Source organism: Psychrobacter sp. DAB_AL32B (assembly GCF_002224105.1).
GTDB lineage: Bacteria > Pseudomonadota > Gammaproteobacteria > Pseudomonadales > Moraxellaceae > Psychrobacter.
In genome coordinates, this window is sequence record NZ_NEXU01000072.1 from 1 (window position 1) to 23,928 (window position 23,928).

22 protein-coding genes and 1 tRNA gene are annotated in these 23,928 nt (G+C 42.2%); 12 read left to right on the top strand and 11 right to left on the bottom strand.

Translation table 11 applies throughout. The features are described 5' to 3' along the window. Nucleotides 1-180: 180 nt before the first annotated feature. Nucleotides 181-271 (bottom strand) — tRNA-Ser (locus tag CAN34_RS08385). Nucleotides 272-488: 217 nt separating this feature from the next. Here CAN34_RS08385 and CAN34_RS08390 point away from each other — a divergent pair. The 3 genes from CAN34_RS08390 to CAN34_RS08400 all read left to right on the top strand — a co-directional run bounded on the left by CAN34_RS08390 (nucleotide 489) and on the right by CAN34_RS08400 (nucleotide 2,377). Continuing rightward, nucleotides 489-1,382, top strand: coding sequence for a DNA/RNA non-specific endonuclease (locus CAN34_RS08390; RefSeq protein WP_254423137.1), 894 nt, complete (start codon nucleotides 489-491; stop codon nucleotides 1,380-1,382). Nucleotides 1,383-1,456: 74 nt separating this feature from the next. Then, a complete protein-coding gene (locus CAN34_RS08395; RefSeq protein WP_079692834.1) occupies nucleotides 1,457-1,720 on the top strand; it encodes a hypothetical protein in 264 nt (87 codons plus the stop codon). 273 nt (nucleotides 1,721-1,993) lie between these two features. Next, complete coding sequence (locus CAN34_RS08400; protein ID WP_079692833.1) at nucleotides 1,994-2,377, top strand: DUF2147 domain-containing protein; 384 nt, start codon at nucleotides 1,994-1,996, stop codon at nucleotides 2,375-2,377. A gap of 152 nt (nucleotides 2,378-2,529) precedes the next feature. Here CAN34_RS08400 and CAN34_RS08405 read toward each other — a convergent pair whose 3' ends face one another. The 4 genes from CAN34_RS08405 to CAN34_RS08420 all read right to left on the bottom strand — a co-directional run bounded on the left by CAN34_RS08405 (nucleotide 2,530) and on the right by CAN34_RS08420 (nucleotide 7,156). Next, nucleotides 2,530-3,792 (bottom strand): ammonium transporter, encoded by a 1,263-nt coding sequence (locus tag CAN34_RS08405; protein WP_089555265.1) that lies wholly within the window; start codon nucleotides 3,790-3,792, stop codon nucleotides 2,530-2,532. Nucleotides 3,793-3,882: 90 nt separating this feature from the next. After that, nucleotides 3,883-4,221 (bottom strand): P-II family nitrogen regulator, encoded by a 339-nt coding sequence (locus CAN34_RS08410; RefSeq protein WP_011514651.1) that lies wholly within the window; start codon nucleotides 4,219-4,221, stop codon nucleotides 3,883-3,885. A 430-nt stretch (nucleotides 4,222-4,651) separates the two neighbouring features. Beyond that, a complete protein-coding gene (locus tag CAN34_RS08415) occupies nucleotides 4,652-5,506 on the bottom strand; it encodes a universal stress protein (protein WP_089555266.1) in 855 nt (284 codons plus the stop codon). A 150-nt stretch (nucleotides 5,507-5,656) separates the two neighbouring features. Then, the gene (locus tag CAN34_RS08420) at nucleotides 5,657-7,156 is read right to left on the bottom strand and encodes a SulP family inorganic anion transporter (protein WP_089555267.1); all 1,500 of its coding nucleotides are present in this window, start codon (nucleotides 7,154-7,156) and stop codon (nucleotides 5,657-5,659) included. Nucleotides 7,157-8,038: 882 nt separating this feature from the next. Between CAN34_RS08420 and murD the strand changes: the two genes are divergently transcribed. Together murD and ftsW are read left to right on the top strand one after the other, a co-directional pair. Next, entirely contained in the window at nucleotides 8,039-9,454 is a 1,416-nt protein-coding gene (gene murD, locus CAN34_RS08425; RefSeq protein WP_089555268.1) for a UDP-N-acetylmuramoyl-L-alanine--D-glutamate ligase, read from the top strand. 324 nt (nucleotides 9,455-9,778) lie between these two features. Next, nucleotides 9,779-10,975, top strand: a complete 1,197-nt coding sequence (gene ftsW, locus CAN34_RS08430; protein ID WP_227516698.1) for a putative lipid II flippase FtsW — start codon at nucleotides 9,779-9,781, stop codon at nucleotides 10,973-10,975. 136 nt (nucleotides 10,976-11,111) lie between these two features. On the opposite strand, the gene gluQRS is transcribed toward ftsW, so the two are convergent. The 6 genes from gluQRS to CAN34_RS08460 form a co-directional block, all read right to left on the bottom strand. After that, nucleotides 11,112-12,110 carry a tRNA glutamyl-Q(34) synthetase GluQRS gene (gene gluQRS, locus CAN34_RS08435; protein ID WP_089555269.1) on the bottom strand — a complete coding sequence of 333 codons (999 nt, stop codon included), beginning with the start codon at nucleotides 12,108-12,110 and terminating at the stop codon, nucleotides 11,112-11,114. A 265-nt stretch (nucleotides 12,111-12,375) separates the two neighbouring features. Next, entirely contained in the window at nucleotides 12,376-12,816 is a 441-nt protein-coding gene (dksA, locus tag CAN34_RS08440) for an RNA polymerase-binding protein DksA (RefSeq protein WP_011514645.1), read from the bottom strand. A 545-nt stretch (nucleotides 12,817-13,361) separates the two neighbouring features. After that, nucleotides 13,362-14,195, bottom strand: coding sequence for a metallophosphoesterase (locus tag CAN34_RS08445; RefSeq protein WP_089555270.1), 834 nt, complete (start codon nucleotides 14,193-14,195; stop codon nucleotides 13,362-13,364). A gap of 598 nt (nucleotides 14,196-14,793) precedes the next feature. Beyond that, entirely contained in the window at nucleotides 14,794-15,627 is an 834-nt protein-coding gene (locus CAN34_RS08450; RefSeq protein WP_089555271.1) for a metal ABC transporter permease, read from the bottom strand. 72 nt (nucleotides 15,628-15,699) lie between these two features. Next, on the bottom strand, nucleotides 15,700-16,440 hold the full coding sequence (locus CAN34_RS08455) for a metal ABC transporter ATP-binding protein (protein WP_254423141.1): 741 nt from the start codon (nucleotides 16,438-16,440) through the stop codon (nucleotides 15,700-15,702). 174 nt (nucleotides 16,441-16,614) lie between these two features. Beyond that, on the bottom strand, nucleotides 16,615-17,136 hold the full coding sequence (locus tag CAN34_RS08460; RefSeq protein WP_089555272.1) for a transcriptional repressor: 522 nt from the start codon (nucleotides 17,134-17,136) through the stop codon (nucleotides 16,615-16,617). 278 nt (nucleotides 17,137-17,414) lie between these two features. Here CAN34_RS08460 and CAN34_RS08465 point away from each other — a divergent pair, with 278 nt between their 5' ends. From CAN34_RS08465 to atpA, 7 genes are all read left to right on the top strand, one after another. After that, nucleotides 17,415-18,320, top strand: coding sequence for a metal ABC transporter substrate-binding protein (locus CAN34_RS08465; RefSeq protein WP_089555273.1), 906 nt, complete (start codon nucleotides 17,415-17,417; stop codon nucleotides 18,318-18,320). Between the two features lie 369 nt (nucleotides 18,321-18,689). Beyond that, on the top strand, nucleotides 18,690-19,088 hold the full coding sequence (locus CAN34_RS08470) for an ATP synthase subunit I (protein WP_089555274.1): 399 nt from the start codon (nucleotides 18,690-18,692) through the stop codon (nucleotides 19,086-19,088). 671 nt (nucleotides 19,089-19,759) lie between these two features. Further along, nucleotides 19,760-20,626 carry a F0F1 ATP synthase subunit A gene (gene atpB / locus CAN34_RS08475; protein ID WP_089555275.1) on the top strand — a complete coding sequence of 289 codons (867 nt, stop codon included), beginning with the start codon at nucleotides 19,760-19,762 and terminating at the stop codon, nucleotides 20,624-20,626. A gap of 33 nt (nucleotides 20,627-20,659) precedes the next feature. Then, nucleotides 20,660-20,908, top strand: a complete 249-nt coding sequence (gene atpE / locus CAN34_RS08480) for a F0F1 ATP synthase subunit C (protein ID WP_010197960.1) — start codon at nucleotides 20,660-20,662, stop codon at nucleotides 20,906-20,908. A gap of 117 nt (nucleotides 20,909-21,025) precedes the next feature. Beyond that, the gene (locus CAN34_RS08485) at nucleotides 21,026-21,496 is read left to right on the top strand and encodes a F0F1 ATP synthase subunit B (RefSeq protein ID WP_079692821.1); all 471 of its coding nucleotides are present in this window, start codon (nucleotides 21,026-21,028) and stop codon (nucleotides 21,494-21,496) included. Nucleotides 21,497-21,509: 13 nt separating this feature from the next. After that, entirely contained in the window at nucleotides 21,510-22,133 is a 624-nt protein-coding gene (locus CAN34_RS08490; protein ID WP_089555276.1) for a F0F1 ATP synthase subunit delta, read from the top strand. A 90-nt stretch (nucleotides 22,134-22,223) separates the two neighbouring features. Then, the gene (gene atpA, locus CAN34_RS08495) at nucleotides 22,224-23,768 is read left to right on the top strand and encodes a F0F1 ATP synthase subunit alpha (RefSeq protein ID WP_079692819.1); all 1,545 of its coding nucleotides are present in this window, start codon (nucleotides 22,224-22,226) and stop codon (nucleotides 23,766-23,768) included. Nucleotides 23,769-23,928: the final 160 nt, after the last annotated feature.

Below are 23,928 nucleotides of genomic sequence, written 5' to 3' on the forward strand. Positions count from 1 at the left end.
TAAGATTAAGATTAAGATTAAGATTAATATTGAAAGTGAGCTTGAAGTAATTAAATTTGTCCACTCATACATAGTAATTATAGAATATGAGCAATGAAACAAAGCTACGTGAAAGTTTATAGTTAAATTTTTTTAGTATAGGATAGGACAACTGGGGGCTTTGATTAAGTAGGATAAGATTGGCGGTGAAGGAGGGATTCGAACCCTCGATACGCTATTAACGCATACACACTTTCCAGGCGTGCGGTTTCAGCCACTCACCCACTTCACCGTTTTTGATACTGCTAGATTTAATACTGAACAGATTATTCACCAGAAAATAGCTATAATTGACTGTTGGTCTGTTTTTGGACGACACTGATTTTTGAACGCCTCAGTATAGCGGATACGATTTAGAATGTCACGGCTTGCGCTGTATCTTTCTTTATTAGTGGACGCCTGCTAGGATAGCGCATACATAATAGTAGGCATAAATGGTTGAAAGTTGCATGGTCAGTATTTTTAAACGTAAATCCAGTATTAAAAATAGCATAACAATGACGGCAATCACTGCCGTACTCAGCATATCATCGGCACATGCTGATGACTTTATTCAGTGTAGTCAGTCATTTTATGGCGGCGTCTATCCCGAATTTACCAATACTAAGCTCAGTAATAATACCCAAGCGCTATGTATGGACGGTTTTGCCGTCATGTATTCTGGTGTATCACGTACGCCGCTGTGGTCAGCGGAATATCTGACTCGTAAACGTTTGCAGCAAGCCAAACAAATCGATCGCGAAGACAGCTTTCATGAAGAGAGCCGTCTACCACAATCTATGCGTGCCAAATTATCTGATTATTCAGGTTCAGGTTATGACCGTGGACATTTAGCACCCAATGGCGATATGGCCAATCGTAGCCAACAGTACGATAGTTTTAGCTTAGCCAATATCGCCCCACAATCGCCGCGTAACAATCGCTATATTTGGCGTAATATTGAATCTGCTACTCGCTATTTGACCCAACAATACGGTGAGGTTTATACAATCACCGGAGTGGCATTTACCGATAAAAAAACCAAGCAATTGGCTGAACGTGTACTGGTACCCAGTCATTTTTTTAAAGCAGTTTATATTCCAGCAAGCAATCAAGCAGGCGTTTATTTTGCGCCAAATGACGAGTCAGAGCGTATAGAAATCATTAGTATTGACGAATTAACCACGAAGATTGGTATCGATGTTTTACCTGTTCTTGATGCAAAAACCAAGTCCCAAGCCTTTAATTTACCCCTTAAAGCTGGCGAGGTACTAGATACGCCCAAAACACCTGAAGAAGAGCCCACTTGGATGTTATTTGTCTTAGCAATTTTTGAATGGCTTATGGCACAATTGCAGGCATAAGTCGTTTAAATGTAACTAAACCCCCACTGTTTTAAAAAATTAGGTAATGCGTTGTTAATGAATAGGAGAACTAAATGATTGACCCATTTGCTAATAATCACCAAAGTATGCAAATCGGTGAACTGGTGATCGAAAATCAAGAAGATAAAATTATTATTTATGGTGACATTAATCTGGTATTTGATGATGCTGGATATGAACAAGCACAGCAGTTGCACGAGCTCACCAGTAAAATTCTGCTAGCGTTTGAAAACAGAAGTCCTTATAGTAATAAAGACATTAAGTCAAAAGAAAAAGATGACCAATCGGATAAAATTATAGACAATCCGTTCCTGTAACTGTTTGATATGCTTTTGGTTTTCTAGAAATAATAAACTATAAAAAAATTACTAGGCAAATTCTTAAAATTGCTTATAATGAGTCAAGACATCGCTTATGTTGTTTATATTTTTTATGAAAAGCTAATCATTAACTAATTGCTCCTATTGGTAATTAATGTAAAATTACTCAAGAAAAGCTTAGCTTCTAATAAAAGATTGTCGGCAAAGGATAAGCATAGGACATCAGAAACATAATGTTTCTAGTAATCATTGATTGAAGGGAGTCTATTTATGAAATTATTCGCAAAAACTACATTAGCCATCGCTGGTATCAGTTTAGCAAGCATGGCATTCGCCGCTGATCCATTAGCCAATACTACTTGGCAGACCTATGATGAAGGCAAACCAAAAGGCGTGGTTAAAATCACTGAGTCAAATGGTGTACTAACGGGTAAGCTAATCAGCACAGTTTCAGAGAAAGGTCAGAAGCACGTGGGCATGACAATCATCTCTGGTCTAAAAGCTGATGGCAATGGTAAATACAGTGGTGGTAAAATCACTGATCCTGAAAAAAACAAAACTTATAAACTTACCGCTAACTTGAGCGGCAGCAACTTGGCTCTAAAAGGTCACTTAGGACCTTTCTCACGTAGCCAAACGTGGAAAAAGAAATAAGTTGATGTTGATGTAGTATTCTCATTAAGTCTAGTTGTTAGTTAAAACCAGCCTTAATCAAGCATAAAAAAGCCCGCATAACCGAAAGGTCGTGCGGGCTTTTTAGTTATGTCAGCTGCTTTGATAGTTAATAAAGCGAGAATATAAATAGCCTATCTTATAAATTCTGGATAGGCTTCCATACCACACTCTGTAATATCGGCACCTTGATATTCTTCCTCTTCGGAGATACGCAGACCAATTACCAATTTGATGAGGCTCCAAACGATTAAACTGGTCACAAATACCCAAGTAAAAATGGTAGCAGCACCGGCTATTTGACCTATTAAGGACGACGCTGGATTGGTCAATGGTACAATTAGTATGCCAAATAAGCCTACCACGCCATGGACAGAAATAGCACCTACCGGATCATCGATTTTTATTTTGTCTAATATAAGAATCGATAGGACGACGATAACGCCCGCTGTCATCCCGAACAGTGTGGCTTGCAGCGCTGAGGGGGTTAAAGGTTCTGCAGTAATAGCGACTAAACCTGCTAATGCACCATTTAAGAGCATGGTCAGATCAGCTTTACCAAATATCAGCCGTGCGATGAGTAATGCGCCAATCGCTCCACCAGCGGCAGCAGCATTGGTATTCAAAAACACGATGGCAACGGAGTTGGCACTGGTGATATCAGCCAGTTTTAGAACCGATCCACCGTTAAAGCCGAACCAGCCCATCCATAATATCAACGTTCCAAGCGCTGTCAATGGTAAGTTAGCCCCCAGAATCGCGCGTATCTCACCTTTAGGACCATATTTACCCTGGCGGGCGCCTAATAGCAGTACTCCTGCCAATGCCGCTGTTGCCCCTGCCATATGTACGATACCTGAGCCAGCAAAATCAGAGAATCCTAAGTCGCCTAGATTAAATAAACCAAAGACATCTTTGCCGCCCCACGTCCAGCTGCCTTCTAACGGATAAATAACGCCCGTCATTACCACGGCAAAAATTAAGAAAGACCACAGCTTCATGCGCTCAGCTACCGCGCCTGAGACGATGGACATACAGGTTGCGACAAATACCACTTGGAAGAAAAAGTCGGATGCTTTTGAGTAAACGGAGTCGCCACCAAAGCCATTTTTGGCTGAGGCTGTTAAAGCGTCTGCTACTAAGGTTTCAGTACCTGCAATACCGCTCAAAAATAGATTGCCATCATACATAATGGCATAACCACATATCATATACATGGTACAGGCGGTGGCAAAGAGGGCGATATTTTTGGTTAGGATTTCGACGGTATTTTTTGAGCGAACCAGCCCTGCTTCTAACATTGTGAAGCCAGCTGCCATCCACATGATTAGCGCCCCACACATTAAGAAATAAAACGTATCTAATGCGTACTGGAGCTCGAAGATTTGATTTTGCATGTTTATTCCCCCTTGAATATATGCAATACAGTGATCGATATGACCTATAAATCGATGTTTAAAATCAACGTTTATAGGTGGGTCTTACGCTTAGATAGCGTCAGGACCTGTTTCACCCGTACGAATACGAATGACTTGCTCAAGATTGGTCACAAATATTTTGCCATCACCGATTTTTCCGGTACTAGCGATGCGAGTAATGGCTTCGATAGCTGGCTCAACCATCTCATCCATAACCGCCACTTCGACTTTTACTTTAGGTAAAAAGTCCACCACGTACTCGGCGCCGCGATAGAGCTCGGTATGACCTTTTTGACGACCGAAACCTTTTACCTCAGTGACGGTGACACCTTTAACACCGATGTCAGAAAGCGCTTCACGCACATCATCGAGCTTAAATGGTTTTAAGATCGCAGTGATTAGCTTCATAAAAAAATCCTTATATGGGTGATGTCGCAGGTTAATAAGTGCAGTTTGATGCAGCATCCTATTGTCATGCTTACCGTAAGTGATTCAAGAACTGTGCCAAAACTACTCAAGGGGGAGGTAGGATAGGGCACGTTTGCTTAAAAATAACTATGGTGATGACAAAGAATATTGTTTATACGGCAACGATAAGCTCGTCTTAAGCTGCATAAACAAGAGCAATCAACCTTTAACGTTGAGTTAACGAAAACTTTATTATAACCAACTTTTTAAGTGCTTGGGGCAGCGATGCCTTTATTTCATGTGATGATTTGATAAAAGCTTATAGGATATACAACAGGTATAAAAGATAAAGACCGAATGCTCACCGCTATGAAGAATAGGATTCATAGTGGTGAGCATCCGGTCTTATTATTGAAATAAAAGCTCGGTTTTAGGCTCTAGGAAAGAGTAGGTACGGGGTAGTAGTCGTACCAAGTAATTTTTTGGTGTCACTACCTTTAATCAGCTCAAGCAAGCGAGGTTGACCAAAAGCACCGGTCATAAGAAGACCAATATCGTTCTCACTTTGATAGTAGTTTAAAGCAGCGGTGACATCGCGGCAGTCCAGCAAGGTTTTTTTACATTTGATACCGGCTTGCTTAAGGCGCGCATAAGCTTCACGTAACGCATCACAGTTTTCAGAATTCTCTTTGCCGACCATAACAATATGAACCGTCAAGGCGCGGACGAGCGGTGTTTTACAAAGCCAATTCAGCAATTTATGCGATGTTGGGCTATTATCAAAAGCAAATAAAGCGCTAGTAGGGGGCAAAAATGGTGCGTGAGTCACCAAAATGGGGCAGAGACTTAAGCGTATGAGCTGGCTTAATGTCGATTTACAGGTGACGTGATGACCGATAACGATTAGTTGCGCTTTGTCGTCGACGTAATCAATGCTTTCATTGAGATTCTCGTGCCGATGCAGTGTATAGGTTTTAAGTTTATGACGCTGCTGCTCACAGTAGGTGGTGGCTTGATGCAGAAGTAGCTTACCTTGTGCTTTTAGCTCGCAGTTACTGGAGTACTCTTTCGCTGTGAATTGATCTAATAAAGTGTTCTCATCATCAATATTGAGGCAACCTGAATAATCTACGGCTGCTTTTTGCTGTAAGCTTGGTACTGAGTGTAGCAATCCAATTGGGGCTTGCAGGCGAATAGAGGCCCACATACTCGCATCCAACACCGCTTGCACGTGATCAGGACAATCTAAGCAGGCAATCACGCTATCTGGCTTCAAATTACTCATAAAGACATCACATCATTTCAATAATTAAAATGCAGGGATGACAGTTAAAGCGTTTGTCTTAACCATCAGACCTGATTTTATATACCAATATAACTGCTGATCAATAAACAAGGCGTTTATATCAGCTTGATAACAAAAATGCAGCGTTTTTTAATCCAGTAGCCCAATATCGCGGCGATCATGAATAGAAAAACGGTCAATAAGGGTACGGCTGGCGCTATTGAGTCCGACTACTTTGACATCGATACCTTCGCGCTGCAAACGTATGACTAATTTGTCCAAAGTATCAACCGCGCTGATATCCCAAAAGTGCGCTTGGCTGACATCGATGTGCACGCTGTCTAATGCTTCTTTAGTATCAAAGCTTTGCAAAAACTGTGTCGTTGAAGCAAAGAATACTTGTCCTTGAACGTAATAGTAACGGGTATTGCTACTGTCATCATATTCACTAAATATGGTCAAAAATTGACCGATTTTGTTGGCAAAAGCCAAAGCAGATAGCAGCACGCCGACACCAACACCGTACGCTAGATTGTGGGTAAAGACAGTGGTTAATACAGTCGCTAGCATAACGATATTAAATGACACTGGATGCGTCTTAAATTCACGAATAGACTGCCAATTAAAGGTACCGATAGAGACCATAATCATGACCGCGACCAGCGCTGCCATCGGTATTAGGCTGACCCATTCACTCAAGAATACCACCATAATCAGCAGCACCACACCGGCTATAAGCGTTGATAAACGAGTACGCCCACCAGACTTGACGTTAATCATCGATTGCCCAATCATGGCACAACCTGCCATACCGCCAAAGAATCCTGAGACCACGTTAGCAATACCTTGACCACGACACTCGCGGTTTTTATCGCTTGGCGTATCGGTCAGCTCATCTACAATGGTCGCTGTCATCATCGATTCTAATAAACCTACAATGGCTAGTGCGATGGAATAAGGCGCGATGATGAACAACGTGTTTAAGTTGAGCGGAATATCCGGCAACAAAAACATCGGTAACGAGTCTGGCAGCTCGCCCATACTACCCACGTTACGAATATCAAGATTCATATACATGGCTACCGCAGTCAATCCCACAATACAAACCAGTGGTGAAGGAATGACGCGACCAATTTTAGGGATCAGTGGAAATAAATAGATAATCGCCAAACCTGCGGCAGTCATGATATAGACGGTCATACCGACACGCTCAGTCATGGGGTTAAGCTCTGGTATCTGCGCGGCAAATATCAAAATCGCCAGCGCATTGACAAAACCAATGACTACGGAGCGAGAAACAAAACGCATCAGATTACCAAGTTTTAAGATTCCCATAACGATTTGAAGCGCACCGCACAATAAGGTGGCAGCAAGCAAATACTGAAGACCATGCTCGGCGACCAAATCAACCATCACCAGTGCCATCGCCCCGGTCGCAGCCGAAATCATTCCCGGACGTCCACCGACAAAACTGATCACAACGGCGATACAAAATGAGGCATACAGACCCACTTTTGGGTCAACACCGGCGATGATAGAAAAGGCAATGGCTTCTGGAATCAAAGCCAGTGCGACCACCAAGCCTGATAATGTATCGCCACGAATATTGGAAAACCATTCTTCACGCAAACTACCAAAAAAAGATGTCATAAGTAAACTGCATAGGGTTAGAGACAAAAAAAGCAATCATTATTCAGTGATAGAATGATTGCGTTGCGATAATAAGCGCTCTCGGTTATTTTTTAATGCTACTTGGCACAGTTATCATTGGTCGCTAAAAGCTATTGGTTATTCAAAACGAAAAAATCAGTAGTACCGATAAGTAATAATGATAGCTAGCAACATTTATAACGGTATCGCAAATACAATCATCAATAGTAACTATGATGAAAATATCTAAAAAGTATTTAAAATGATGAATACGTGCCCGCAATGATGTGCTGCGATAGAAGAAGATAAGTAATCTGGCAGACAAAAGCGCAAAAGTATCTGCAAGTAGTTGCCTGTCATACCATTACCACAATATGAATCGTTGCTAAAGAGAGATGACAATAGCGTGATAAGGGTGACAACATGCTAAACTAAAATGCTAGATTGAAGGCTGATTTAAATTATCAGTCAAATTAGCGGTTATTGTTAGGCCAGCTATTATAGCATTAGCCACTCAATATAAAAACAGGCGCATAATAGCACAACGTTTTGAAAAACCAGTGTATTGAAAAACCAGTACCGAAATCTGAGCGATACCGCTATGATGCTATCCATCTGCCGCGTATCACTCAGAAAATATAGTAGATTCATTTTAAAAACGATACAGTGCTATTGGCTATAAATTTTTGCAGCCTCTGTCACGCTTGCGAACAGCAAGCAAGAAAAATTTATAGCCAATAGCACGTTATTACAATCGTATCGCTTTTATTTTGAACTGACTATATGTGGTGCGTTTTTACATAATGGCAGTTTATATTATGCCTGCTTAAACAGTGCTTATTTGCTTGATAGCATTTCGTTCGTCCAACAGAAGGAAAAGATATGACCGCTAGCACCGTAACGGAAACCTTAATTCACAAAGGTAATGGCTTGCAAGTCGTGGTCGGTTTGGGGCAGTCGGGGTTATCGGTAGCGCATTATTTAGCCGAGCAAGGCTATCGAGTCGCTGTTACTGATAATCAGGCTAGTCCCACTTTAGCAGATAAATTGCCTGCCGCTGTTGATATCAAGCAGTTCGGTGGTATAGATGCCGATTTATTGCAACAAGCGGCACGGATTATTATCAGTCCTGGCATCGCTCTAGATAACGAAGCCATTAGCGCGGCCAGAGAGGCGAATATTCCGGTAGTCAGCGACATTCAGCTGTTTTGTGACGCCTGTACCGTACCGATAATCGCGATTACTGGCTCTAATGCAAAAAGCACCGTGACCACATTGGTCGGTCAAATGGCGGCGGATGCTGGTGTCAATGTGGGAATTGGCGGTAATATCGGCGTGCCAGCACTGAGTCTGCTGACGAATACCGAGATGGAGCTGGCCGTTATTGAACTATCAAGTTTTCAGCTGGAAACCGTGACAAACTTAGGGGCGCAGGTCGCAACAGTGCTTAATATGTCGCCTGATCACTTAGACCGTCACGGTGATATGCTCGGCTATCATCAAGCTAAGCATCGTATCTTTCAAGGTGCTAAGTCAGTGGTCATTAATCGTGAAGATGCTTTGACCCGTCCACTGGTGTCGGATAATTTACCGCGATTGAGCACGGGTATTCATGCGCCTGATAAAGGTCAGTATGGTCTTATTACTGATATTGAAGGGCAGACCTACCTCGCACGAGGTACAGAGCGTCTACTATCGGCGGATAAGCTACGAATTAAAGGTCGTCATAATTTGCTTAATGCTCAGGCAGCTTTAGCACTTGGTGAGCTCGCAGGTTTACCGCTTGAGAGCATGCTGAACACTTTGCAGCAGTTCGCAGGGCTTGAGCATCGCTGTCAATACGTCGCTACGGTCGCTGGTGTTGATTACTTTAATGATTCTAAAGGCACCAATATAGGCTCAACCATGGCGGCTGTCGAAGGGTTAGGTGCGGTCTATGCCCCAAAAGACGGTAAGCTGTTATTAATCTTAGGTGGTCAAGGTAAAGGTCAGCAATTTGGCGAATTGGCTCCTTTTATTAATCAATACGTCAGTCAATTACTCTTTATTGGTGAGGATAGTCGGCAGATTGAGCAGCATTTACGGGCAGCTGGCCTCAGTGACGATGTGACACTACATCAATGCCAGACATTAGAAGGCGCTTTTGCAACAATTGAGCAAGTGACTGCGAGTAGTTTATCGCAAGTACAAGCTGTGTTATTGTCACCCGCTTGTGCCAGCTTTGATCAATTCAGTGGATTTGTCGATCGTGGCGAGCACTTTAGTCAGCTTGTCAGACAATCAGACGCAGTGTTGTAAGATGATATAAGGTGTCATGTCATAAAAGGCTGTATGACAACATCATGTGACGCGCAATTTATAATCGTAAACACGATCTGCATTTTTTTGATAAATGATTGTTTTGCTTATAAATTGCTGCTACTGTCAAACATAAGCAGTGCAGCCAGTGACAAATTAAGCATTCGAGCATGTAGGCACTGAATAAAGCGTTATTTGTCGATACTGAACTGTTAGTTATTAATTGTTAGTTATTATCTATTTAATAAAATCTATTTCATATTTTTTAAACGGTGGCGTTTCTATAGACGCCGTGTTTTTTCGTTTGCTAGTGTATATAAAATTATGGCGCTCTCTTCTATTTTTCGTTCATCTTCTCAATCTCAGCAAGCTACCGGTTCAGATGGTATTCTTTCTATGCCATCAGCGCGCGCCATTTTATTATCGAGCGTCGGCTGTATGTTGGTGCTGAGTCTATTGATGGTTGCTTCGGCTTCTATTCCTTTTGCGCTCAGTCGCGGCATGACAGAACTGCATTTCTTCAATAATCAGCTACTCTACATGAGTATTGGGCTGGCTGTCGCAGGTATTGCTTATCGTGTTGTGTCCCTAAAGAATTTATATAAAACTGAAACTCAGTTTATGCTATTGGCCATCACCGGGGCATTGCTGGTTGCCACCTTATTTAGTACGCCCATTAATGGCTCTAAGCGCTGGCTAAGCTTGGGAGGTTTTAACTTTCAGGTAGCAGAGTTGGCAAAGCTGGTGATGATTGTGTTTGTCTCAGACTTTGTGGTACGGCGCTCATTTGAGGTTCGTAATGGTTGGGATGGCTTTTTGAGGATTGCCCTAGTGGTCGGGCTGATAACTGTACTGCTGTTAGCGCAGCCAGATTTTGGCTCCTTTGTGGTTATCATTGGAATGGTTTTTGCTATCTTTTATATTGCTGGTGCACCCTACAAGCAATTTATAGCCTTGGGTGCGGTCGCCGTCGGTGGGGCAGTGTTAATGGTTGCGACTGTACAATACCGATTGGTACGGGTGATGTCGTTTTTGGATCCTTTCGATGATGTCCAAGATACGGATTATCAGCTGGCACGTAGCTTGATTGCCTTTGGTCGTGGGCAGTTTACTGGCGTCGGTTATGGTGAAAGCGTGCAAAAATTATCGCATTTACCAGAGGCGCATACGGATTTCTTATTAGCGATTACGGGTGAAGAGTTGGGTTTTGTTGGCGTTACGATGATATTAGTGCTTGAGGCGCTGATTATCGGTAGTGCAATGCGTATCAGCTATAATGCGCTAAAACGTCGACAGATGCGCATGAGCTATACTGCCTTTGGCATCGCTGTGGTGTTTATTGCGCAGACAATTATTAATGCCGCGATGAATATGGGTGCGATTCCGACCAAAGGTCTGACGATGCCTTTCTTTAGTTACGGTGGTTCATCGATGTTGATTAGCTTAGTGATGGTGGCGGTGCTGCTAAAGATTTACAAAGAAAGCCCTGAGATCGAAAAAAGCCAGTGTCGTTATTACTAAACTATTCGCGCATTTTGATCATAAACTGATAAATTGTTGCTGGTTGTCTTTTTGGTAATAAGTCTGATACCAATTTTGATACTAAAAAGATAACCGGTAAATATATTAAAGCGTCGTAGCAGCGGCGCTTTTTCTATTAAATGTTAGGCATATTTAACGATTGCATACCCTGTAATGGCACGTTATCCCATTGTGCAATCGCTTGATTGAGCATGCATGCTGGCGTGTCGTGATCGACCGTAGGTTGCTGTAATAGTTGTAAAGCATGAGCAATCAGCTTACTTGGATCACGCGTATCAATAGGCTGGGCAAGATTCTGCTTAGATAGCTTTTGACCGTCAGGATTGCATATCAACGGTAAATGATACCAATGCTCGATAGCAGGCAAGCGCGCGGCATGCATGATACTAATTTGAGCCGTGGTCATTGGTAAAATATCCAAACCGCGCATGATATGGGTTACTTGTTGTAAGCCATCATCAAGGCTGGCGGCCAAAATATAATTAATCATCCCATCTTGGCGACGAACCACCATATCCCCTAAAGTCTGCTGTGGATTATCCCACTGTACGCCTTGAATGCCATCCTTAAAGCCAATGCTATAGTCTGGTAACTGTATTCGTAGCTTATGTTGTTCATGACTCAGATCAGCATTAACACAGAATCTTGGATAGCGCTGTCTATTAGGTTGTATTTGGGTGTTATGCATAGAAGGTGAGTCAGTTGCTAAGAATTCCGCGTTCATAACTGTTGCGTGCTGTTCTTCTTGCTGCGTCCAGTAGTGTTCCAAGCTCTTACGTGAACATTGGCAGCCATAAGTCAGCGGGTGCAGCACTGAAGAGAGATAATCATTATAAATATCAATGCGCTCAGATTGATAAATAACATCACCATCCCAGTTTAGCCCAAGCATCTCTAAGTCGATAAGAATCTGCTCAGTAAATTGTCTATCACAGCGTTCTGTATCTGTGTCTTCCATACGTAATAACCATTTACCACCGAGGGATTTGATGTGACAAAAGCTGGCAAGCGCTGTCGTTAATGAACCAAGATGTAACTCACCTGTGGGTGAAGGCGCAAAACGACCGATAGGCTGAAGTAATGATTTTTGAGCGTGCAACGAGATGTTTGGCATAGGATTTTTAATCTAGAGAGGTTAGACGTTTTTGAAATAGCCAGTTATTGAACCAAGGGATATATAGATAGAATAAAGAAAATGATGATAAAAAGATATTTATCAAATAGCTCTATTTTGTTGGTAACTCGTCAACAAACCTAAAGTGACATTATGAAATAGCCGCATTATAAAACGCGACGAGCGACCAATATATGGTCGCTCGTGTTTATTATTGAAATTTTTATTTATTGCAATTTCGTTGATAGCGTATCTAAGCGCGCGTCTAGGTATGACCTTGATTTTGGCGTTCTTTGATCTCAGACAAGGTTTTGCAGTCGATGCACTGAGTCGCCGTTGGGCGTGCTTCGAGACGACGCAGACCAATCTCTACACCACAGGTCTCGCAAAAACCATAATCGTCATTTTCGATTTCTGAAATAGACTTGTCGATTTTGCGAATGAGTTTGCGCTCACGATCACGCGTACGCAAAGTCAGAGCAAACTCTTCTTCTTGAGTGGCGCGATCATTAATATCTGGCATGGCGCTCGATTCATCTTGAATATAAGTCTTGGTGCGATCAGCTTCACCAATAAGCTGATGCTTCCAGTCTAATAACATAGCCTTAAAATGCGCTAACTGCTCATCAGACATATATTCTTCGTCTTTGGCAGGTGCATAAGGCGTAAACTTAACATCACTTGGATTCGTGGTCAGGGTGCTCATATGGGTATCCTACTTTTTCAAATTAATCCAATAAAACGACCTGTCGACAGACAAGACGTTATCAATTTACCAAACGCTATAAATGGTCCCTTTATAAAACGTTTTACCACTTAGTAACACAGTTGATCTAATTAAGATGGTTATCTCGATATGGCGATTTCGACATATCAATGGTCAAGTATATTGTCATAAATATTTTTATTTAAATGGTCGTACTTAAATAAAATAACAAATCACGGACTGTGAAAACTTAGATTGTGGTCAATGTAGCCATCCTAGCTATTATAATTTTGCCTAATTAAGTCTTAGACCGTACGCATTTTTATGGCATTTCATCGTTGATAGTGCTACTTCTAAATCGCTGATGGCAAAAGCGAGAAAGCGATTGTTAAGATAGATATAGACCTGTACTGTGCCAGCCATTTCATATTGAATCAAGCAAAATCAGCTAGCGATATAAAATACAGATGCCTCATTTTTATATGCGCTATTATAGACAAAGGGTAGTCAAGCGATAGACAAATCCTAGCCAATAAAACTGGTCGTCAAGTATCTAGTCTTTCAACCCAGCTTGCAACCTTTCCATTGTTGGCTAATTGCAACCAACGATATCCTGGGCGCGCGTTTTTATCGTAAGCAAAATTATCCTCAAAAGGCTTGAATTGATAGCAGGTAGAGGGCGTACTATAAACGGTGACCCCTTGATAGTGGCGCATTTGGTCTTGGTGAGTATGTCCATGAATAACCACTTTTAAATGCTCAAACGCTGAGATATGCTGCCAAAAATTATCTGCATTCTTAGCCATATGGCTATCAATCCACGCAGAATCTACCGGTAACACGTGATGGTGTAGAGCAATGAGTGCTGGCTTATCACAAGAATCTAGCTGCTCAAATACCCAATCAATGTCGGTAGGCGTAACCTCACCTTCTACCTTGCCTGTAATGGAGGAGTCTAATAAAAGTAGCTGCCAATGGTCGGTTTCAATAATATGCCGACTCAGCAAACGTGAGTCAGTAGGCCTAGCAATGAGTTCTCGCTGGAAAAATGGTAAATCCTCACCAATCTCATCAGTTACGTCATGATTGCCTGCAATACAGGCAAAAGGAATGCCGGTTTCCTGCAATACCTCAAAGATATGATCATAAATAGCTGGCTGCACTTTATTGACCAAGTCGCCCGTCACAAGGATCAAATCACAGCGAAGCTCTTTGCTTAATGCTTGTTTGACAATCGCCTCAAAACTGTACTGGCAAACGGACACTTCACTACTGTTTTCAGCAGCAGGCACAGGCGATGATAAATGCAAATCAGTAATTTGTAAAACATTGACCTGTCCATCTGGCGTGCTGACGGTACTGGCAGGATAGCTTAGCATTGGATTCAGTCCCTCATCGAATCAATGAATATTTTTATAAGTTAATACGATTAAACGAGTAGCGATAAATGAGCGACTATTACTTGTCTGGTATTTATGTCTCATGTTAATAAAATGAAGCTTCATACTATAAGAGTGGTCATCAAAAGCGATTATCTAATCCTATATAAAGCTTGTTTATACACCGCTCGTTTGGTGGTAGACGTATTTAACTATAGTGTTGATAGTATTAGGGAAAGTTTACAACATAATGCCTCTGAAAGCTTTAGCAATTTTGATGAAATAAAATTCTATAAAGGATAGAAAATATCTTTGCCGTGTCGATTAGTGCCGCTGTCATAATAGCTATAGACTGTTCAAAATCAAAATTTATACTTTAAATATAATCAAAGCACAGTAAAATCGGAACGCTGTCAGAACGCGACTAGTCACAGGCTATTGGTATAAATTTTCATCATCTACTTTGTGTTTCGCATTTGAATAAGCTTCAAAAAAAGCTTCGAAAAATCTATCCTAGCGGCACTGTGTTTTTTTAAAGTAAATCAACTGTATGACAGCAACAAACTATTCTAATCTAATGCTATGACGATACAATGACCTAACGACGTGGCGACCAAAATTTTGCCATTATTGACTTTGCTGATATGAGTTTTGAGACAATCAAGGCGGCGAAAAATAGAATGGCTAAAATCAATACGATAGAAAGTCCGGTTTGAATATCTAGCCAAATACTGCCCCAAACACCTAGCGTCACGCCAAGTTGAGCGGTGATCAGCGCTATAATCACCATTTGTTTTGGCGATGCTGAGTATAGGCGCGCAGTGAGAGCTGGCAATACCAATAGGCCGCTAATTAATAAGCTACCAACCGCTTGCAAGGCAATCGCACAAAACCCTGCCAATACGCCCATGAAAAACAATCGTTGCCGCGTTGGGTTAATGCCTTGAATACGCGCTAACGCTTCATGAGTAGCGAGCTTTATTTGCGCTGGCCATATATAAATCAATAACCCCAATCCCACCAGTGTGCTAGCAGCAATCAATGGCAAGTCAGCCCAATCAAGCTCAAGTAGATTACCAAATAAAAAGCCTAATACATTGGCTTGCTGATCGGTAAGCTGGGTTAAAGTCAATAGCCCTAAACAAAGTAGCGATACCGCAACCACTGCCAGCACTGCATCGACTGGCAAACGCTCATCATCGATGAGTACCAACCCTAGTACCACCATAACGCTGACCAGAGCAATGCCAATGCCCATTGGCAACTGCCACCATACCGCCAGTGCGACCCCTAGCAATGTCCCATGCGCCAAAGCATCGGCAAAAAAAGCCATGCGTCGCCATAATACTAGACACCCTAAGGGTGCAGAGAGCAGCGCTAAAATACTGCCAGCAATCCAAGCAGGCGCAATGATGGCTAACCAAGCAGTCATAATAAGTATCCATAAAATTTTTATAAAAAGAGCCACAAGGCATTTTTTTGTCTTAATTAGCTAGGTTGTCTATCATATCTCGCTTGGTGCATGATGTTCACAGGCGTGTGGCTGATGGACGTATGGTTGCTCGTAATGATGTCCAAACAGCTTTTGGAATTCACTGCTAATCGCAAGCTCGCTTGGCTGACCTTCACAGCAGATATGCTTATTCAGACAAATTACCCGTCGACTGCCTTTCATCACCCAATGCAAATCGTGCGACACCACTAGCATGGCGCACTGCAAAAATTCTGGTAATTCATCAATAAACTGATAAAGCCAAACCTCAGTATCAGGGTCAAGCCCTTGCATCGGCTCATCTAAAATCAATAAATTGGGTTTGTCTAACAATGCCCGTGCCAACAATACTCGCTGGGTCTCACCGCCCGACAGATGCAGCATCTGCCGTGAGAGCAAATGGGTTAATGACAAATTATCAAATATAAACTGACGTTGCTCAGCCGTTAAGCGCTTTTTGTCTGCTTGCGCTAATAAATCGCATACGCGTAACGGCAAAATTGGCGGCACGGCAAAGCGCTGCGGTACATAGCCAAGCTTCAATGGTTCATCATAAGTGCTAATTTGACCTTCCGTAGGATTAATCAGCCCCAAAATTAGCTTCACGAGCGTTGATTTGCCAGCACCATTAGGTCCAATAAGACTCACAGTTTCATTGACTGCAATATCGATATTGATATGCGATAGTAAGCGTTGTTGCCCAATATGGTAGCTGATATTATTTAAGCTCAGCAACTTGCTGGCATGATTCATCGTGTGACCACTCATATTAGCAGTTGAGGATTGATTAGATGGTGAGGTAGACAGGCTCATAGGCTGACAACTGTTAGCTTGGTAATAAGTTTGGTAATAAATAATGACAAGAGGCAACTATGCAAAGCTAAGTCTCAAGTGCCAAGCAGTCATATTAATAAAACGGCTGCTGTTTTACTGACACGCTTGGCACCGACCGCTCAGCTCAATCACACTACGAGCAACGGTAAAGCCAATATCTTGCTCAGCAAAGCTCATCATCTCTTGCACGGGTAAGCTGCTACATTCTTGTACGCGCTGGCACTGCTCACAGATTAAGAACGCTGCCGTATGCTGCGCGCGCGGATGACAGCAAGGAACATAAGCATTAATAGAGGTCAACTTATGAATCAAACCTTCGCTTAATAAAAATTCTAAACTGCGATACACCGTCGGCGGCGCGACATTCTTTGCGGCATCAGTGTCATTATCGTTGTTTAATAGACGCATTTGCTGTAATTGGGTGATTAAGTCATAAGCGCCAACTGGTTTGTTGGCTTGTAATATCAGCATATAAACCTGTTGCCGCAAGGGCGTAAAGCGCACACCGCGTATACGAGACTGCTCTTTTGCTGCCTCTAGACGCTCAGTCACATTGTGTGGCGTAAAATCTTGCACATCGTGCACATGCTCACAGGTAGATGAGGTGGTCGGCATAGCACAAGCTCCCAAAAAGCAATCTAAATTATAAAGCAGGTATTCATTCTGTAAGTATTTAAAGGTGACATAGTATAACGTCAAATAATAAAGCAAATACTGAGGATTGCTAAGCATCATTATCGTATTTTTTATGCGATTGAAACCGCTTAAAACTAAATAGAATAACAAGCATTAAAAATAAAAGTGTAATTCTATATTGTTATAGTATAACATAATGAAATTAATAAGAACCATAACTTCTACTATTGTTATCTATTTTACAGGGTTGACGACGCATGATTGCCTATTATCACAATGCTACAAAGACTATAAATAAACTTTGGCGCTTAATATTACAGCCGCAACGCTTGTTGATAACTGTAGTAATGATGCTAGGCTCTTTGGCGATAAATGCGCAAGCAGCAACGGTCAGCGTGAGTAACTATCCACTATTTTTATTAAGTCAGGCAGTAACTGCAGGATCGCCACCTGCCAAGCAATTATTGCAAGCAGGGGAGGTGGGTCACCATGGCAGTATCAGTCCTGGTGATATTAAAGCGATTCAAGACAGCACCTTTGTGGTTTGGTTTGGCGAGCCATTAGAAAATAATTTGGCAGCAAGTTTAAATAGTGCGCCCAATGCCATTGCTTTATTTAAGTTTGATGCTTTTAATCGTCATCCACTGCGCGATGTAAAAGGTAAAGCCATTGCTGGTACGTTAGATCCCCATATTTGGCTTGATCCTGATAATGCCAAAGCCATTACCCGTGCGCTTGCTGTCATACACAGCCATGCCAATCCACAATATAAAAAGCTCTATCATGCCAATGCGCAAAAATTTGCCCAGCGGATGAATACAGCCGTGGCGGTGACCAACCAAAATAATCCGCAAAAACCTTTACCGTATTGGGCTTATCATGATGCTTATCAATATATGGAAAGCAGCGCTAACTTACAGCTGATTGGTAGCTTAAGTACTGACCATCATCTCGCACCAAAAGCCAGCCAATTACGCTGGCTCAATGAGCAGCGCCCAGCCAAGCAAATGTGCTTAGTATCGCCAAGCCAACCTGCTAAAGGTTTGCTCGCCAAGCTACAGCCCGTTCAAGCTACCGTTCAAGCTGAAGATATGAGTAACAGTAAAGACTTTATTAGCGGTTGGCAGATAATGGCGGAGCAAATCCGTCAATGCATATCATAAATAATTTTTATAAAGGGTTTTTGGTTAAACAAATTGGAAGGTTAGAGTTTGAGAAATCAGGTAAAAGAGATACGCTTTGAAAATAAACCGATACTAAATTAATCGCTTCTAGCTCTCAGCTAATAATATAAAAACGCTGATTGCTGACGTATTAGCTCTGCTTTATGGATTATGTAGAGAAATTTTCGCTACTAAACCAGCAAATACTTGATAAAAGGGATATTTGACTTGCTTAAAAGGCACTCGCTCCTTATAATGAGGGCGTTTTATTTTGGTTGAAAGATAACGCCTATATGGTAAGCTACTCGCGGATAAAAGTTTCGCAAGCAAGCTACATTATTCCCATGTGATAGGGCTATAGGAATATCAATGACCAAGCCTGCTAAACGCACACAAAAAGATAAAATTGGCATCTATCTCAAGCGCCAAGCATGGATATTATTTATCCTAATTATTATTGCTTGGATGATAGATACGATATGGCTACATAGTGAGCTTGCCGTAGCGAAAAGTACCGCTATTGGTGCCTTGCTGAGTTTTGCCACCCAAGCAGTTTTTGCTTTTTTTATCTTTTGGTATACCGGTTATCGCGCGCGCTTACATATTGTGAGCCAGCTTTATCGGGGTCAGATGGCTAAATGGCTGTTGACCGTGTTTGGTTTCGCACTAATTTTTATTACCGTACAACCCCTATCGGCGCCTGCGCTGTTCATCGGTTTTATGGTAATGCAAATTAGTCACAGTTGGATGTTGTGGCATATACGCTAGTGTAGATAGAGGATAGCTATTTTATAGTTGCCTCATTGAGTGCACTGAGCTCGTCACCCTGCTGTCCAACTTCTCTATGACTGGTTTTAGCAAGTTGCAGTATAATCATTGCCTTAAAATAGCAGCGATAATTGTGATATAAATTTTCGATATAAAGATATACGCAGTTATTTGAGGGTAGGGGAGCGTTTATTACCCATTATAATTAAATGCTTACAATTTAATTAGCGATGCAAAGCTGTGTGGTTTAAGGCGATTCATAGCTAACTTATTCATACAGTAGATAAAAAAGTCATAATTGACTTTACACGAATACAACGCTGCATTAATATAGGCGGCTAAATATCTTGCTTACGATCGCTGTATTAAGCGTTTATCGTGACAAAACGGGCGAAGCAAACAATAGATGATATTTTACCGCATACATTAAAGGGCCATTAATGAATAATGATAAGCCCTTTTTTGATAGCTAAAATTTATCATCAGCTAGCAAATTTAGCATAAGTAACAGAACTATGGGTTGGATGTTATTGCTTACAGAGGTGCTTTAGCGTCGCTTCTTATATCTGCATTTAAGTAATGCCGATATAAGAAGCGCTAGAGAACTCATCAGATAGCAACCGTATTTTTTGGTAGTTGAGTAAATCGTTGACTAATAAGAAGCTTATATTATGGCAGGCGAGCAAACAACCACAGACTATATCTCTCATCACTTAACGAACTGGACGTACGGCTATCTGCCGGGCGAAGGTTGGAAAGTTGCCTATACTGCCGAAGAAGCAGGATTAATGGGCTTTAAAGCGATCCACCTTGATTCTATGCTTTGGTCAATTGGTCTCGGTATTGTTTTCTGCGCCATCTTTTGGATGGTCGCTAGAAAAGTCACTTCAGGCGTGCCGGGTAAAACTCAGGCCGCGGTTGAGATGATCGTTGAGTTCGTTGATAACAACGTGCGTGACTCTTATAGTGGTACCTCAAAGCTGATTGCGCCTTTAGCATTAACCATCTTTGTGTGGATATTCTTAATGAACTTGATGGATTTATTACCCGTTGACTTCATCCCTATGCTCGCTGGACAAATCGGCGCAATGATGGGACATGATCCGCATCATGTATTCTTTAAGATTGTTCCAACCACTGATCCTAATATCACGCTTGGCATGTCATTCTCTGTCTTTGCGCTGATTCTATTTTATAGTATCAAAGAAAAAGGTTTGGGCGGCTTTGTTGGCGAGCTAACATTGCATCCGTTTAGTGCCAAAAATCCTATCGTACAAATTATTTTAATACCCATCAACTTTATCTTAGAGTTTGTTACTCTGATAGCCAAGCCTATCTCTTTAGGTTTACGACTATTCGGTAACATGTATGCTGGTGAGTTGATTTTCATACTGATTGCCCTAATGCCATTTTGGATTCAGTGGGCGTTGTCAGTACCGTGGGCTATTTTCCACATCTTAATTATTACCCTCCAAGCGTTCGTATTTATGATGCTGACGATAGTTTATATGTCACTTGCATCATCAACTGAACATTAATTAGACATTCAATAGGTAAATGAGGATACATCCATGGATCCAGTATTAGGTGGTTACACAGTTATCGCAGTAGCACTACTTATCGGTTTAGGTGCACTAGGTACAGGTATTGGTTTTGCTATTCTAGGTGGTAAATTCCTAGAAGGTGTTGCGCGTCAGCCAGAACTTGGTTCACAGTTGCAAACTCGTATGTTCATCGTAGCAGGTCTTCTTGATGCTATTCCGATGATCGGTGTTGGTATTGCTATGCTATTGTTGTTCGCTAACCCTCTAGCAGGTTAATCAGAAAGCTCAGTTGTAAATGTTTGGTAGTCAAAGTTTGTATCTTAACCATAGCCAAAGTTTGGCTATCAAATATGATCAATGAAACTGATTTTTCATTAACAAAGAGGTGATCACGTGAATATCAATTCTACCCTCATCGGTCAAGCCATTGCTTTTGCAATCTTTGTGATGTTCTGCATGAAATTCGTGTGGCCACCACTTATCGGCGCTATTAATGACCGTCAGCGTAAAATTGCTGAAGGCTTAAATGCTGCTGAAAAAGCAAAAGCAGATTTGGCGACCGCGGAGCAAGATGTACAGCAGGAGCTTAATCTGGCTAAGACCAAAGCTGCTGCGTTAATTGAGCAAGCGAACAAAAGCGCCAATCAACTTGTTGAAGATGCTAAAACGCAAGCCCAAGCGGAAGGCGAGCGCATTCGCCAACAAGCACAAGCGGCAATCGACCAAGAAATCAATCAAGCACGTGAGTCATTACGTGCCCAAGTAGCTGAACTGGCTGTCCTTGGTGCTGAGAAGATTTTGCAAGACACAGTCGATGTGCAAAAACATGCCAGTATGTTAAATCAGCTGGCGGCTAAGCTGTAATTGTGAGGATAACATGGCTGACTTATCAACCTTAGCACGACCGTACGCTAAAGCCGCTTTTGACTATGCCAATGAAAACGGGGCAGTAAATGACTGGGAAAACTTCTTGTTTGTTGCGGCTACCGTTGTCAACGACAAGTCGTTCAGTACTTGGCTAGACAATCCAGCTGTTTCTGCTGAGCATAAGTCAGCTGCTTTGGTCGATCTTTATGATACGCAAGTAGCTAGCGCTAGTGATTCTGCTTTTAAGCAGTTATTAGGTGAGACCCAAGGGGCTCGTCATGACAGCAACGCCAGCTATCCAAAAGTATCAGTAGCACTTAGTAACTTCGTTAAACAGTTATCAGAGCAAGAGCGTCTGGCGCTGCTTCCTGAAGTTTATGAGCATTATCGCCGTCATAAGGCAGTAAGCTTAAAGCAGCTTGACGCTTATGTGACCTCTGCTTATCCATTGACCGATGCACAGCGTGATACGCTGCAAGCAAGTCTTGCTGCTTCGCTAAATGCGAGCGTAGTGATTCATGAATCGGTGGATCCAAGTCTCTTGGCAGGCGTTACGATCAAAGTCGGTGACAAAGTCATTGATGATTCGATGCGCGGCAAGTTACAACAGTTAAAAACACAGCTAACGGCCTAATGCCAATCGTCAACGTAGCTTATCAAGCATGCGTGATATAAGAGCATTTACGTCAGTGGCGGGTTATCATAAATTAAAGGAAACAAGGCAATGCAACAATTGAATCCAGCGGAAATCAGTAACCTGATTAAGCAGCGCATTCAAGACCTTGATGCGGGTGCAACTGCAAAGAATGAAGGCACGATTGTCAAAGTATCTGACGGTATCGTGCAGATTCATGGTCTTGAAGATGCCATGTACGGCGAAATGATTGAGTTTGAAGGTGAAGTCTACGGAATGGCGCTTAACTTAGAGCGTGATTCTGTTGGCGCAGTAGTACTGGGTGACTTCCTAAAACTACAAGAAGGTCAAAAAGCCTATTGTACTGGTCGTATCCTTGAAGTTCCGGTAGGTCCTGAGTTGCTAGGCCGTGTTGTTGATGCTTTAGGTAACCCTATTGATGGCAAAGGTCCTATTAATGCCAAAATGACCGACAAAGTCGAGAAGATCGCCCCAGGCGTTATCGATCGTCAATCAGTTGATCAGCCAGTCATGACTGGTTATAAATCTGTTGATACCATGATTCCAATCGGTCGTGGTCAGCGTGAGCTTATCATTGGTGACCGTCAGACGGGTAAAACCGCGATGGCTATCGATGCGATCATTGCACAGAAAGCCTCTGGTATTAAGTGTGTCTATGTTGCAATCGGTCAGAAACGCTCTACCATTGCCAACGTCGTACGTAAGCTTGAGCAAACTGGCGCCCTTGAATATACGACTGTTGTAGTCGCTTCAGCGTCAGAGCCAGCAGCACTCCAGTATATCGCACCGTACTCAGGTTGTACGATGGGTGAATACTTCCGTGACCGCGGCGAAGATGCACTGATTGTCTTTGATGACTTATCAAAACAAGCCGTTGCTTATCGTCAGATTTCACTACTATTACGTCGTCCGCCAGGTCGTGAAGCGTATCCTGGTGACGTATTCTACTTACACTCACGTTTACTTGAGCGCGCATCACGCGTAAACGCAGCGTACGTAGAAAAATTCACCAATGGTGAAGTGGTTGGTAAAACTGGTTCTTTAACCGCGCTACCTATCATTGAAACCCAAGCTGGTGACGTATCTGCATTCGTACCGACTAACGTAATTTCAATTACTGATGGTCAGATTTTCTTAGAATCAAGCCTATTCAACTCAGGTATCCGTCCGGCTGTGAACGCTGGTATCTCGGTATCGCGTGTTGGTGGTGCAGCTCAGACTAAGATTATCAAAAAGCTATCGGGTGGTATCCGTACCGCACTAGCTCAGTATCGTGAATTGGCAGCATTTGCACAGTTTGCATCAGATCTTGATGACGCAACGCGCGAACAGCTTGATCATGGTGAGCGTGTGACTGAACTGATGAAGCAAAAGCAATATCAGCCAATGTCTATCTCTGAGCAAGCCGCTGTTATTTATGCATCAAACGAAGGCTTCTTAGCAGACGTACCTGTTGAAAAAATCGGTTCTTTTGAAGAAGCTTACTTACGTTATATGCATGATGAGCAAGCTGACTTAATGAAAGAGATTGATGACACTGCGAATTATAACGACGATATCGCAGGTCGTTTAAAGTCCTCTTTAGAGACCTTTAAACAAAATCACAGTTATTAATTTAACGGGTTAAGCCAGTTTTGTTGTGGCTTTAGTGTTAGAGCTTATGGAGTGGCGCGTTGTCTGATAAGCTTTTTATTAAGACAGCAGCGCCACTTTAGTCACAACTAATGGTATATGGTTGCGTCATGCCACAAGATATTGAAACATTAAAACAATG